General features: G+C 27.6%; 14 protein-coding genes. 1 reads left to right on the plus strand and 13 read right to left on the minus strand.

What is annotated here, in order from left to right; all coding sequences use genetic code 4:
* Positions 1–35: 35 nt before the first annotated feature.
* The 5 genes from S100390_RS03760 to S100390_RS03795 form a co-directional block, all read right to left on the minus strand.
* Positions 36–1,904, minus strand: coding sequence for a transporter (locus S100390_RS03760; RefSeq protein WP_070406957.1), 1,869 nt, complete (start codon positions 1,902–1,904; stop codon positions 36–38).
* Between the two features lie 33 nt (positions 1,905–1,937).
* A complete protein-coding gene (locus S100390_RS03765; RefSeq protein WP_070406958.1) occupies positions 1,938–2,876 on the minus strand; it encodes an RluA family pseudouridine synthase in 939 nt (312 codons plus the stop codon).
* A gap of 78 nt (positions 2,877–2,954) precedes the next feature.
* Positions 2,955–4,163 carry a hypothetical protein gene (locus tag S100390_RS03770; protein ID WP_231918027.1) on the minus strand — a complete coding sequence of 403 codons (1,209 nt, stop codon included), beginning with the start codon at positions 4,161–4,163 and terminating at the stop codon, positions 2,955–2,957.
* A 666-nt stretch (positions 4,164–4,829) separates the two neighbouring features.
* The gene (locus tag S100390_RS05490) at positions 4,830–5,105 is read right to left on the minus strand and encodes a hypothetical protein (RefSeq protein WP_070406960.1); all 276 of its coding nucleotides are present in this window, start codon (positions 5,103–5,105) and stop codon (positions 4,830–4,832) included.
* A 707-nt stretch (positions 5,106–5,812) separates the two neighbouring features.
* Entirely contained in the window at positions 5,813–7,108 is a 1,296-nt protein-coding gene (locus S100390_RS03795; RefSeq protein ID WP_070406963.1) for a cryptochrome/photolyase family protein, read from the minus strand.
* Positions 7,109–7,493: 385 nt separating this feature from the next.
* On the opposite strand from S100390_RS03795, the gene S100390_RS03800 reads away from it, so the two are divergent.
* Positions 7,494–8,597 carry a gamma-glutamyltransferase gene (locus S100390_RS03800; protein WP_070406964.1) on the plus strand — a complete coding sequence of 368 codons (1,104 nt, stop codon included), beginning with the start codon at positions 7,494–7,496 and terminating at the stop codon, positions 8,595–8,597.
* On the opposite strand, the gene S100390_RS03805 is transcribed toward S100390_RS03800, so the two are convergent.
* The 8 genes from S100390_RS03805 to S100390_RS03835 form a co-directional block, all read right to left on the minus strand.
* Positions 8,551–9,390: a DNA cytosine methyltransferase gene (locus S100390_RS03805; RefSeq protein WP_231918028.1), complete on the minus strand. Its 840-nt coding sequence runs from the start codon at positions 9,388–9,390 to the stop codon at positions 8,551–8,553. The genes S100390_RS03800 and S100390_RS03805 overlap by 47 nt on opposite strands.
* Before the next feature lie 449 nt (positions 9,391–9,839).
* On the minus strand, positions 9,840–10,481 hold the full coding sequence (locus S100390_RS03810) for a hypothetical protein (RefSeq protein WP_070406966.1): 642 nt from the start codon (positions 10,479–10,481) through the stop codon (positions 9,840–9,842).
* A gap of 17 nt (positions 10,482–10,498) precedes the next feature.
* Positions 10,499–11,368 carry a hypothetical protein gene (locus S100390_RS03815; RefSeq protein ID WP_070406967.1) on the minus strand — a complete coding sequence of 290 codons (870 nt, stop codon included), beginning with the start codon at positions 11,366–11,368 and terminating at the stop codon, positions 10,499–10,501.
* Between the two features lie 48 nt (positions 11,369–11,416).
* Positions 11,417–11,848 carry a hypothetical protein gene (locus tag S100390_RS05595; RefSeq protein ID WP_070406968.1) on the minus strand — a complete coding sequence of 144 codons (432 nt, stop codon included), beginning with the start codon at positions 11,846–11,848 and terminating at the stop codon, positions 11,417–11,419.
* 38 nt (positions 11,849–11,886) lie between these two features.
* On the minus strand, positions 11,887–12,435 hold the full coding sequence (locus S100390_RS03825; protein ID WP_070406969.1) for a hypothetical protein: 549 nt from the start codon (positions 12,433–12,435) through the stop codon (positions 11,887–11,889).
* Between the two features lie 38 nt (positions 12,436–12,473).
* Positions 12,474–12,989 (minus strand): hypothetical protein, encoded by a 516-nt coding sequence (locus S100390_RS03830; RefSeq protein WP_070406970.1) that lies wholly within the window; start codon positions 12,987–12,989, stop codon positions 12,474–12,476.
* 242 nt (positions 12,990–13,231) lie between these two features.
* The gene (locus S100390_RS05445; RefSeq protein WP_231918029.1) at positions 13,232–13,396 is read right to left on the minus strand and encodes a hypothetical protein; all 165 of its coding nucleotides are present in this window, start codon (positions 13,394–13,396) and stop codon (positions 13,232–13,234) included.
* Between the two features lie 42 nt (positions 13,397–13,438).
* On the minus strand, positions 13,439–15,007 hold the full coding sequence (locus tag S100390_RS03835) for a PTS transporter subunit EIIC (protein WP_070406971.1): 1,569 nt from the start codon (positions 15,005–15,007) through the stop codon (positions 13,439–13,441).
* Positions 15,008–15,020 lie beyond the last annotated feature (13 nt).

The raw sequence follows: 15,020 nt of genomic DNA on the forward strand, positions 1-15,020 counted from the left end.
ATATAAAATATACATTTTTTATTTGATTAAAATACTTATGAACCTTTTAAGGTATAAATTTCTTTTGGTGGTTCATCCTCACTCATTTTCTTTGTATTCTGATGTAAAGCTTCTTCCCGCTCTCATAATTTTTGATATGGCATTTCTGGTTCGGTTAAAGTAATAAAATCATCTTCATATTTTTGTTGACGAATTTTACGCATTTTATCTTGCCGTTTTGTCCAAATCTTATGGACAATTGGTAAACGTAAGAAAATCCCTCGTACTGACCGTGGTGCTCATAAAATTGAATTTCCAATAATAACAAATAAAGAAGCAAAGATTAATCCGAAGAACATGTTTAAGAGTTTTTGTCACCCCCATATTGGTTGTAACTGATCATTATAAATTTCCATTGGATTATATGTTTTTGTTAAGAATAAATAATTAACTAAAATCGCAATTACAATTGGTACTAATAAAATCATTCAATTACGAAAAACACCTTTAAAATTACTATTATATGTTAAAAATAATCAATTATAAAATCATAAGTATAAAAAGCGAAGTAAACTAACAAAGCACGTAATAATTACAATACCATATAGTGCCGCGGAAAGATCATTTACTAAAAATCGGAAAATTAATGCTGTAAAAAAACACAATACAATATTAATGATCCCAATCACAAAAGTTGGAATTGCTGTTTGCTTATAATTTGCTTTACCATACACTAAAACATTAGCTGGTTCTGCTAAGACAATAAAAACAGAACTTAAAGCTACTAATAACGAAAATGTTGGTTGATAAAAAATACTTTTAAAAATAGCAATTTCTTGTGGCGTTCAAGCATTTAAGGTTTTTGCACTGTTGTTAATTTGTTCAAGAATTTGTGGGGCATATAATGTTGTCACAAAGTATGGCGATAAAATAAACTGGTTAACAAATAAAAAACCACCAATCATAAAGGCATAAGTTTCAAACTTAAGATAACTATTTCAATCAATCCGTCCATTTTTTGCGGTTCAAGCGGCAAAAAACTCACGAAATGAATTAATTAAAATCATCATAATACTTCGAACCCCAACAGTAATTGTCATATATAACGATAAGGTTGATGATACCCGTAACCCTAATAATAAAGCGGTAATAATAACATCCCCATTAATTAATAAGGTTTCACCAATATTCTTTAAAACAACAATATTACTTGATTTTACTAATTGCATATTATCTTTTTGCCGTCCAATCCGAATTCAAGGATAATGAAACTTAACAAATACGTAAATTAAACTTCCCTTCATAATGGAATATCCTAGGAAAATTAGGAAAACAAAAATTGGGTCAACTGTGCGCGAAATTAAATAGAAAATAACTGAATAAGAAATTAGATCACAAATCATTAAAATTAAACGACGCATATGGTTATTTTGATCCGCTTGCATTAAATTTTCATAACAAGCAGTTCAAAATAAGGCAATTAAGTTTTTTGATCCAATAATTAAAACGATTAAAACCATTTTTCATAATGGATAACTAATCGTTTGATCATTTCATAAAATCGTAAAATTATCTTCAAATAAATAAATATAAGCACTATACCCAATTGCAATTGCCGCTAATAAAATAACGCCAACAATTCCCGAAATTTTATACTGGTGTTTTGCTGTATTAACCATTTCATTAGCTTTAATTCAATCTTTTTGTAATAATGGTTTCATTAGAAAAATAACGGTAATCGCTCCTAACCCACCTTCAACAGTTCCTAAAAATGAAACAATCGCAATACTATTCTTTACAAACCCGTTTAATTGCGAACCATAACTACGAATTAATAAATACATTAATGTAAATTGAAAAGCAGTTCCAATTAAAGAAGTAAAAGCGCCAATTAAAATACTAATGATTCCTCTTCTTGTTGACAATTACTTCACCTCTTTCTGCTGTTTCTCATATTATTATTCTATAATATTTTCTGAAATTTTAATAACCTTTTCATTTAAATATCCTAAATGCTCAGGTAACTGATGAAATATCAACGTTGTTGCATATAACCCAATCATGTATTCTTTCGTTATTCTTTTCGCCCCATATTTAACGTCATTTATAATGGGATGTTGTAAATAACTTAACGACGCTCGAATTTGATGCTTCCGTCCCGTTCCCAATGTTACTTCTAATCAAGTTGTGTTTATTGTTCTGTTAACCACCTTAAAGTAAGTAATTGCCTTCTTACTATTAGGTTGTTCAGTTAACCTAAAAATCATCTTTTGTCGTGATTCATCTTTTGCTAAATAACCTGTAACAGTAAATTCATCTTTTGTTATATTTCCTTCACATTGTGCCAAATATTTTTTTTCAATAGCTGCTTTTTGATTAATTTTGCTTAATAATAAATCCAAACTAATTTTATTTTTAGCATATAGCACTAATCCTCTTGTTAACTTATCTAATCGGTGAACATGGGAAATAACAAACGATTGATCAGTTTGTGGATGATAATCTCCTTTTTGCATTAAGTAATTTTGCACCATTCCATCTAAAGAACTATGAAATGTTGAATGCATTTCTACCCCATGTGGTTTATCAACAATTATAATGTTTTCATCTTCATAAACAACTACTAACTCTTCTTGAACAGCATCACTTCCCGCTATTTGTTGTTTACGTTCTGTAACCACTAAATTTTTATCAAAGATTAAAATTTGATCACCTAATTGGAGCTTATAATTCCGTTCTTTCATCACTTTATTATTTACTTTAATCTTTTTATTTCGAAATAACTTATAAAGCACGGATAATGATGTTGTTTGAAACATTTTTTTCATAAAATTAAAAAGCGTTTGATTAACATCATTATCTTTAACTGTTAATGTAATAATTGTTTTTTGTTCCATACTTTCACCCACCATTGTTTCTATCAATATTATATAATGAAAGTTTAATGATACAACAAGAAAAAAACATCCTAAGTTTTATTTAGAATGTTTATCTCCTTTTTGTTTCTTTGCTTCAACTTTTAAAACATTAGCTTTAATTTCTTCAATTTCAGCAACATCAGTAATTTCATTAAACAAATGATATAACATATAATTTTTTTCTTTTTCTTTTGTTGCAAAATGTTGTTCCATAAAAACAGCTGTTTCATCAATTATTGTCATTAATTGATAAGCTTTTTTTGTATCAATACTATTTGTTGACAATGGTCCTTTCACCAAGGTTGGTAATTGAGTAACAAATGCATAATCTTCCAAAGCTTTTTCTTTTTCAGTATAGTAAAAAATTCGAAAGGCACTAACTTTTGCCCCAATTGTTTTAATAGCATTCCGAACACCAGTCACTTTTGTTGATAACATATTTTTAATAAATACTGCAATAATAACCGTAATTGTTCCAATTGGAATAATAATTGATAAGATTAGATCTAAATCAACGCCAAATTTTGTTGAAAAGATTGCTTTAATCAAAGTATAACCATTTTGGATTAACAGTACTGTTACAAAGAATGAAAAGTTTGTTGCTTTTCATCATTTGTGAGGTACTAAAACTTCGGTTTTTCTATTTAAAACATATCAGAAGAAATATGATACTAAAACCAATAAAACTCCATAAGCTAAACTAATTAAAGTTGTCAAAAAATTAAAGAAACTAAAAATAATTGTTAAATTTGTTAAAAAGTTTAAATACATACGAGGGTTAAAAATAACATAATCATTTGGAAAATTTGTTGATAACCCATAACGTCATTCAAAACTACGACGTTGTGCTAATTTAATAATTATAACAATATAATAACATAACGCAATTAAAGCAATCATTGCTGTAATAAATAAATATGAATATGCCATATTAATATTAGTTGCTCGCTGATTTCAAGCCACACTTCAATCCGTTACACTATTATTTGTTCCAAAAAAATTAAACGATAATAATGAAAAATCAATTAATGGATATGTAATACTCATTAAATTCTTATAAATTTCTTGCACTTCTGCCGGCGTTTTTTTCCCTGCCGCAATTTCCGCTAGAACTTGTGAAACATTATTTTCATTATTAATTCGTTCACGTTCATTAATAAATAAAACTAAAAATGTAATAATAATCGCAGTAAAAATAATTCAAAAAATCATTGAAACTAAATACTGCCCGCCAACTAAACCAGTTGGTGTTTTATTTTTTGTCATTAACATCACCCTATTTTCTACTTATTTTAAAAATAAAACTATAATTACTATAAAACTGCGTTTGATATTATATTGATATATAAATACTAATTTTTTATACTAAAGTGATTATAACAAAAGAGTAAATAAATACAACCACTTATTTTATTCCCTTAAAATAAATTTTTAGGTACCGGTTATTTTCTAAAAACCATAATTTTTTGAAAAATTCCTTATATTATTTAGTTAAATGTCTACAAAATTAAGTTTCTTTAATTTTCTGATTTAATTTAGCCTTAAAATCATTTTTTTGCTATCTTTTTAATTTCTGCCATTAATGTCCGTTATGATACGCCAATAATTAATGTTTTTTTGTTTAAAACTAATAAGTTATTAAAATCTATACTACTCTTTCTAATGAATGGTTACCTGAATATATAATTGGTGTACTTCCTTCATTAATTTTATATTCATTTATATTCTTGACATTAGTTCAACGAGTAGTTTTATTAAATTGAACTAATTCTATTAGTTCATTATCAATTAATTCTTCAATTGGCTTAAATCCATTTAGGTTTGCAAATCTTAAATCTATCATATTAAGTAAGGTTTCTTCATTCAAGATTTTAGGTCCATAACCTAGTGTTTGCTTAAAATTATGTGAAATTTGTCCTCCAACACAAACTTCTAAACACCATGAATATTGAAATAATCTATTTGTTTTTTATTACGTTTAATATAATTATAAACTTGCTGAATCTTATCTTGTTTAGGAATTAATGAATCACCTTTGAAACCATTAATTAATTCAAGCAAACTATCTACATCACCTTTAGTAAAAAATTCTCGTGCAATAAAATTATTAATATAACTGATATTCAGATAGTCGCTAATGAAAAAAATAATTAAAGCTAATTTTTTTGTTTTATAAATTAATGCATTTTTCCGATGTTTTAAGTACAAAATTAGTGCAATTAAAAATATAATAAATAATAAACATATCCAATTGAAATAAATAACATCAACTTCTTTTTTGTAAAAAATAAAAAATCGAGTACCAGCATAAACTTATACTAAAAAGTATTTGTTTAATTGCCGGTAAGTTTTTGGTTTGTTTTTTATTTAGTTTTGTTTTAATATTACGATATTTTTCAGCAATTTCATGTTCTTCGGGAATACAATTAAGTGGTGATTTAACTAGGAGATTATTGATATTTGGGATATTAATAAGCTTTTTCTGTAATTTCATGTTTAGTTTCTTGTTCAATTAAAATATCATATTTATCGTCAAGTTTACCTAGCATATATGACAATAAATCAAAATAATAATCTGATAAAAACTAACTGTATCAATACTTTTTGTTTTTGTTCTTTTCCTAAATTAAATTCTTTTGCAAATTTTCAACTAAATTCCATATAGGCTTTGGCCGAATTTTCTCTTGCCGAAAAAACAACAACATATGAATTTTTCGATTTAAATAAACTACTCGCTTTAATTAACTCCACTCCTTCTAAACAAGATTAGAGTAGGTTTTTAATTATTTTATTAGTTTTTAAATCACGTAAAATTGAACATTATACATAATAGAATAAATTCTACTTTTTGAATCATTTATAGTTTTATCTACAAATTAGCTTTTACTTAATTAATAAGATAATTTTTACCTAACTTACTTAGGTTTATAAATCTCTAACGCCTTTTTTGTTGAAGTTTTGTAATTAACAATTTTATTAATTGTTGGGCGATTTTTTAAAAATTTATTACAATAACTTAATTTTGGGTCATATTTTTTCTGTTGTAATTCAGGATTAAAAATCCGAAAAAATGGTTGTGCATCAAAGCCCGTTCCTGCTACTCACTGTCATGAACATTGATTTATAATTGGATCATAATCAATTAATTGTTGAGCAAAATATTGTTCTCCTTTTCGTCAATCTATTTGTAAATTTTTAACTAAAAAAGATGCGCATACCATTCTTGCTCGATTATGTAATAAACCTGTTTCTTTCAATTCTTTCATTCCAGCATCAATAAAATCAAAGCCCGTTTCACCATTTTGTCATTTTTGAAATCATTCTTCATTATTTGTTCAGTTAATTGTTAATTTTTTATTTCAATTTTTACTAAAATGTCATTGATTATGTAATTGGGCATTATAAGTTACTTGATAATAAAAATCACGTCAGGCTAATTGACGAGCAAAAGCGTTATCAAAAGTTCCAAATTTTTCAATACTTCAAAGATAACATTGACGGATTGATATCACACCAAACTTTAAGGCTGTGCTAATTTTTGCTGTATTATTTTCTAAATCAACAAAATCCCGGTTTTGTTGATACTTATGATCTAGACGAAAAATTGCTGTTTTTATTTTTTCAAATTCTAATGGTAAATTGAAATCACTAGATCTAATATTTGTAATATCCAATAAAATATCCATATTTTTTAATTGTTGAGGTGAAAAGTCTTTAACCTTATAAGTAGGAATAGGATTTTTACTAAAAATTAGTTTTAATTTATTTCAAAATGGCGTAAAAACAGTATAATATGAATTTTGACTAGTTTTTATCGTTCATGGTTCTACCAATAAATAATCATCAAATTCACGATAAATAAAATTATGTTCTTTCGATAATTCACGCATTGTTTGACTGCGATTAATGGCAAATGGAGTATAATCACGGTTAGTATATATCTTATTAATTTTATATCCTTGATCTAACAAGAATTTAATTCCTTGTTGCTCACTATCACTTTTTAGAAAATTAACATGGACTTTTTTATTTAACTGTTTTAAACAATGGACCATTGCTTCAAAACTACGTTGAGAAAAATAATTATTTTCTTTTATTTGCTCTTTTGTAAAAATAAATAAGCAATAAATCTTATTCTCTTCATTGGCTAATTGAGCAAGACCAAAATTATCTTCAATTCTAAAATCTCGGTGAAAAATAAAAATATTCATTGGTTATAACCACTTTCTAATTTATTTTTTACCATTATACTATAAAGGATAATGATCTCATTCAAAAAACAAAAAAAGTTTATTTAATTTTTCAATAGTTGTTTCAAACCATAACTATTTTCCCTTACATTATTTTCATATTAAAATAAATTTTTTTATTTTCTCTAGTAAAATAAAAAGTTAAAAATAAATTTAGCATTCAACAAATTATTTGTTAATTATTTTTATAATTTTGAAAATAATTTGATAAAGTTATTTCTCAATTAAATGTACGACTACAAGACAGTTCTTAAAATTAGTTTTTAGATATAATTATTTATATTAATTTTTCAAATTAATATGCATATTAAATATGATTATGTAGAAAGAAAAAAAGGAAAAAACTATGAAAAAAATATTAAGTCTATTAACCGGCATAGGAATCACTGTTGCTTCAATGCCAAGCGTAATTGCAGCAAATGCTTATGACAAAAATAAAACAATTGTTGTTACTAATCATGAAGTTTGCACAAAAATGGCTAAAAAATATATCAAAGCATATCCAAAAATTACATCGCCAGAGTTATTTATCATTACTTCAACTTGTGAAGGGATTGTTAATCCGATGGATTCTGGTCTTGGCGGTGGATTCCAGATGGTACTGCATACTGCAAAAAATCCTTCTGCACATTATATTAATTCGAGAGAAAAATCAGGCGCTGTAGTTCCCTATCAAAGTGGAAATACTCCGCAGCACATTGGAGTTCCTTCAATGCTAGCTGGTTATCAACATTTATATAATAACTTAAAAAAATGAGGTTTAAAACCCGCGGTCCCATGAACTAAACTTTTCAGCAAGAATATTGCTTTAGCTAAAAAAGGAGTTTATATTTCAGATCGATTAGCATCTGTCCTATATCGTGTCAAAAACAATCAAAAATATTTGAACATAACAGCAAATAAGTTTTATAATACTAATTTAAGTAAGTTCCTTACCCAAATTGCTAATAATAAACCTAATGCACAGCCCTTTTATATTAAAAATTCATTAATGAACAGAATATTAAACGAAGAATTAAATGAAATTGGAACATTTATCACAAATAATGACGTTGCTAACTATAAAGTTACTGAAAAACCAGCCTTAAAACATGATATCTTAACCTATATGGCCCATACATCAGCATTACCTGGTGGTGGTTTCTTGCAACTGTTAGGTACTAGTTTACTTGCAGAAGCCATTTCAAAACATGGATATTTAACAACTTGAACTGATATCCAAAAGTTTAGTTATAAAATTAGAGTTCTTTATTATATGTACTCGTTAGAACCACATCTTAAAGCTTTTAAGAAAAAAGAAATGCAGTTGATGTTAACACGCGATGTTCCTATTTTGGCAAAGAAAATAATAAAAAAATTATCACAACCATTACCAACCAATATTGCAACAAAGATTGGAAAAACTAAATTACCATTATCTCGTGTTGTCAATTTGGAAATAAATTTTTAACACCAATATTATTAGCAATAAAAATAACCCGTTTTCTTAATTGCGGAACACCATAATCAGCAGAATTTAAAACTTTATAATCAATTTCATAACCATTTTCTTGGTACATTTTAATTATTTCATTAATCACTAACTCTCCATCCGCATTTCTCATACTTAAAATACCCAGTACATTTTCCATTATTACTATTTTAGGATTAATTTTTTTAACTAATTCCAACATTGATTTATATAATATATTCCTTGGATCATTTCATGAACGAATCCCGGAAACACTAAAACCTTGGCAAGGAAAACCACCAACAATAATATCTGGCATATTACTCTTAAGCATTTTTATTAATTTATTTTTAGAATCTAATTCTGTAATATCATTTTCATCAACATCATGATTAATAATTTTTCTTAGATTTTTAAAATTATAAGCATAGGTTTCATTAGCTTCTGGAAAAATTTCAAAATTTTGAATTGGTTGCATTCCAGCCATTGTAAAACCAACACCTATACCACCTGCTCCTGAAAACAAATCAACAAATTTAATTTCTCTTTTAATATTTCAATCTTGAAAATAATCATACTTTCATAAATCCGCTATATCTGTAAATTCAGAAGTATCATTATATGATTTAATACGAATAATATTTTTTAAATTATTTAAATTTAAAATTTCTGTTTGAATTTTATTTTTTTCATACTCATTAAATAATTTTATTTTACGATTATATTCAGAAGTATCAATTAAACCTTGATTAACTGCTGCACGTAAAATAATATTTTTTCCCACTTTTAGCATATTTGCTAGTTTTAAAACTGAATACATCCTAATCCTTTTGCAATTTCCTTTCTTCTTATAAATTAAGTATATAAATATAACATTATTAATGCAAGAAAATTATCATTTTTAGTTAAAATTATTAATTATAATAAAGTTAACTCTTCTTGTTTAATTTGAATAATTTAAGTTAAAACCATTTGATTATATTAATTAATATAATAATGTTCATATCTACAATTAATTAGATTACTATTAATTTAATTTTATATTTTTATTATAATTATGATTTTTTTAGATTTACTTATTGATATTTTCTAATTATGTATTAAATATCAAACAAAAAAAGAATATCAACAATGTGATATTCTCATATTTTTAAAAGCAATTTTTATTTTAAAAGAGGAAATTGCTAATTATTAGAGTTAATTAACTCTAAAATTATTTGTATTATTTTTAATAAATCTTATTTAAAAAGGTCATCAACTTTTTAAATAATTTGCTGCTGATTTTAGGTAATCCGTTGCCGATGAAACGTAATGTTCGGCGGTTTTTAACGCTTCATTGGCAAAGTGTTTGATACTATCTCAATGTTCATAAGTATAGTAACCACCATAAATCGCAGCGCCAATTAATAATGAAATTCCCATTGTTTCAACTGCTGTTCCCAACGAACCAGCAAGAATCCCACCTTCAACAGCAGTTGATGTTGAACCCGCGATGATTCCTTCAATTTCAGCAAGTTCAGCACCAGTCAAGTTTTCTAATGATAAAAAGGCATCGGGAATTAATTGATCAATTCGTTGCGCAATATTTTTCGCATAGATTAATAAATTTTTTGTTGTCATTCCTAATGAAGATATTTCACTATAAAAATTACTTCACTGAAATGTTTTTAAGAGATTAAACAAAGTTCCTAATTGACCCATTGCCGCATTGTAAAGAGCATAAGTTTCATTTAATAAATTAGGATTAGTTAAGATATTTTTCATTCCCACAACATAATCTCAAAATCCAATGCTAACGTTAGCAGTATTAGCTGCACTTGCAGCACTCCCTGCTCCACTACTGATAATTCCGATTGAACCTAAAAGGCTTAATAATGTTCCCATAATTTTTTCCTTCTTTCCTAAATTATATCTTCAGTATACAGTTTTAATCATGCCCAAGTTCCGAAAAGAACTCCGATTGCAGCAAAGGCAGCTGGAACTGCTCATGATGTTGCAGTTAATGTTCCCTCGGCTACTAAAACTGCCGTATTATAAATTAAGCTATATGAAACGCTACTTGCAAAAAAGGTAATATCTTTTGCTCATAACAAGTCATCTCATAAATTTTTATTGGAAATATCATTATCAATCAGAAATGTATTTATTGCATAATAAACAGTGAATAATGCTGCCCCTAAAGCGGTTGCGGCAATCGCTCATGGAACGCTAATTCCAAACCATCAAGCCGCTGCTCAGAAACCAGCAGCAGCAATTTCAGCGATAGTAGCAGCTGTATAAATCCCGGTATTAACAATTTTAAGTTTGTTTACTGCATTTAATGTATTAGTAATTGTTTTTTCTTTATCTAAATCTTTGTTAGTTGTTTGTAACAAAGAATAAGAATTTAATTTTAATGTTTCGTTTTTATGATCAAGTTTAAAATGTTGATCAAAGTCTTTAACATTTGTTTTTAAATAGTTTGTAATTTGATTTAAATTAAAATTTTTGGTTTTAAAATCATTGACATATTCTAATGATTTTTCTTGGACTTTATTAATTACTTCAGAAGTAATCGGCTGATTATTAGCATTTGTTAAAACATTAGTTTGATACAATGTTTGAAAAGAATCTTCTTTAAAATAATTTTCAACATGATCTCAATCTATCCCTTCTTTACTAACATTATCTTTGTGATGTGTTATTGGTTCATATGTTTTATTTACAGCAATTGATAAAACCCCACTAGTTGCTAAAAGAGCTGTACTAAGGACAGATAAAAGCTTTTTCATAAAATTCATCTTCTTTCTAATTTATATTTTATTATTTTCAGTAAATCACTACTTAAAAGGTCATCAATCTTTTAAGTAATCAGACGCCGATGATACATAATGTTCACCCGTTTTCAGTGCTTCACTAGCAAAATGTTTAATGCTATCTCAATGGTGATAAGCATAATAGCCACCAGCAATCACAGCACCAATTGCTAACGAAATACCCAATGTTTCAGCTGCCGTTCCTAATGAACCCGCAAGAATACCACCTTCAACAGTTTCTAATAATTCATTAGTTGACATTGTTGTGTTAAATATTTCTTCTCAATTTAATACAGTCGGAAAATCTAAATAATCTCAGAAATATTCTTCTATAAATTCAACTGGATTATCAACAATTACAGTTTCTGCAATTAGATTTGTTGTAGCATTTACTGTTACTCCTGCGCCACTGCTGATAATTCCGATTGAACCCAAAAGACTTAATAATGTTCCCATAATTTTTTCCTTCTTTCTATTATTAAATTGTTATTTTTTTAAAAAGGTCATCACCCTTTTAAATAATCAGTCGCCGATGATACATAATGCTCACCTGTTTTCAGTGCTTCACTAGTAAAATTTTTAATGCTATCTCAATGGTGATAAGCATAATAGCCACCAGCAATCACAGCACCAATTGCTAACGAAATTCCTAAGGTTTGTACTGCAGTCCCTAATGAACCCGCAAGAATACCACCTTCAACAGTAACAGGAGTTGATAATGCTTCAGCAGCTGCAGCAAGCGCTGCCTCATTTGATAAAACTCCAGTTGTTAAACTAGCTGTTTCTTCTAATGCAATCATTGCTTCAGCAATAACATCAGTTGCTACTTTTTCACCAGCATAAATCGCTTTTTCAATAGTTAAAATTCATGTTGAATTTGCATTAAGAATTCCAGAGACTTCTTTGCTAACAAGATCAATCATTGATGATGCACTAGCATGAATAATATATGTTCCAGCAGGAATAGTTGTTGCGTTTGCAACAGTACCAGCCCCACTGCTGATAATTCCGATTGAACCCAAAAGGCTTAATAATGTTCCCATAATTTTTTCCTTCTTTCTATTATTAAATTGTTATTTTTTTAAAAAGGTCATCACCCTTTTAAATAATCAGTCGCCGATGATACATAATGTTCAACTGTTTTTACTGATTCACTAGCAAAATTTTTAATGCTATCTCAATGGTGATAAGCATAATAACCACCAGCAATTGCAGCGCCAATTGCTAACGAAACACCCAACGTTTCAGCTGCCGTTCCTAATGAACCAGCAAGAATACCACCTTCAACAGCTGTTTCTGCGGCCAACGCCCCTTCAACAGTTGCTACTTCGTCTGATACAATATAACCCATTTCTTCAAGATATGGAATTATATCACCTGTTTCTAATCCTTCTGGAATATAAACATATTGTTTTAATAAAGATAATGTACCTTCACTAAATTCACCTCAACCATTTTGTAAAGATGTTTGAAGGCCATTTAGTAAACTTTTAATAGCACTATCGGTAATGGCAACAGAATTGGTGGCACTTGCGGCAGTACCAGCCCCACTGCTGATAATTCCGATTGAACCTAAAAGACTTAATAATGTTCCCATAATTTTTTCCTTCTTTCTATTATGAAATTTTTATTATACATTTTTGATAGGTTAGATAAGGTTGTATTGAAACCTTTACCTAATTTATTTATAACTCTGCTTAAATAAAAAAACAATAATTTAAAAAAATTATTGTCTTTTTATTTATTTAATATGAAAAGATATGGAAAATTATGAAAAATGATGGTAAATATGTTATTCAATAATAATCTTAATTAAAATATAATTTGATTTAAAAACTTTTATTGTTTTTTACAGGGTACCATAACATCTATTGCTGAAGAATTTGTTCAACAAATGTCTAATTTAGCAATCTTAAAAACTTTATTATGATTAATAATAATTTTTTGATCAGATAGTCCATTATGTTTAAAAGTTGTTGAAAAATTTAATAAATTTTGTGACACACTTAAAATCTCTTCACAATTTTTTAAATTAAATATTATTCGCTAATGATTCCAAATCTCATGATACTTTTTGTGCGTAATCCGTGGTAAAATTGTTTCTCGACGGCCAACATAAGGATAATCAAAATGTATAATTGCTTTCGCAAAAATAGGCGTAATCACAACAAATCAAATAATACTAAAGATTGGGATTCAGAAGAACTGTGTTCCTTTTGCTGCTGGTAAAATTCCCTTGTAGATAAAGTCGACTAAACCATCAGTAAAGGATACTCAAATATGAACACCCAACATGGACATAAACAAGCCATTTAATCCTGCAATTGGGGCATACACCATAACGTATAGCAATGGTGAAGCTAAGAAAATAAATAAGTTAATGATAATATTATTTCCTGTTAAAATTGTCACTAATAAGATAGTTGACATTAACAGCGCGGTTGAAAGGCGGTTTTCCTTTTTACTAGTTAAGATAATTGCAACACTAACTCCTAATGAAGCACCAAAGACAATCGCATAATTTGGTGGTAGTTTTAACTGAAATAAATCACCAATATTTTGACTATATAAGAATCAATTATATAACCCAGTTTCAATCCCGTTAATTTGGGGTAAACGGTTAAACGGTAAAATTGACATTCATTCAATTAAAGATAATTTACTATCAAATAACTGTGGTTGTTGTAAATATGTTCATACTGCTTGAATACTAGCATTATTTCAACTTTGCGTAAAAATATTATATTGTCAACCATAACTATATGAGATCTGACGAAATAACTCCATAAATTCTTGTTGCGTTAATAATTGAGAATTACTTTGAACAAATAAGTTTGCCGAAATATCTTTAAACCCAAATGGTACTAATAAAATATTTAAAAATTCATAAACAAAAGCTGCGCCTAAAAAATGATGAGCATTTTGATTTCACATTCAGAAATAAATCTTATTTAAAAGCATTGCTACTACAATTCATAATAATAAGAACACAACAGCTAACAACATACTAGCAAAAACCACAATAATACTTACCAACGGAAAACCATTTAAAAGTCCTAGTGATTTTGGCATTCTTAATTCAATACACTTATAATAAATGTATGATGTCATAATACCAACCATCACGCCACCAAAAATTGAAGTATTTAACGTTACAATTCCTAAGGTTGTTCCTAAAAATAAAGATAGATTATCCCCCTGATAGAAAAATAAAATACTAGTTACATACAATGTTCCATCGGGTGTAACCTGATATTGAATTAAAGCAAATTGAGTTACCGAGAAAACCAAAAAGCCAGTAACACCAATTGCTACGGCTTTAAGATTATTAGTAATACTAATAACAGTAACAAGACAAAAAATAATTGATAAATTGTTAAAAACAGCTTTCCCAATTTTAATGAAGACATCCCCCACTGTAATTAGGACTTGATTTTTACTATGATCATTTAAAATGGCACCAATCCCATAGATTAAAACAATCAACAACAATGGGATAATTATTAGCGTAATAATTTTAATAAATCGTTCGTATATATCTCTAATTTTAATTTTATTATTACTATAGCCTTTCCCATTCTTTTTGATTTGATATAACTTATCAATTCTTGACATTTGTAATTAATGC

The sequence above is a fragment of the Spiroplasma sp. NBRC 100390 genome, assembly GCF_001886495.1.
Classification (GTDB): domain Bacteria; phylum Bacillota_I; class Bacilli_A; order Mycoplasmatales; family Mycoplasmataceae; genus Spiroplasma.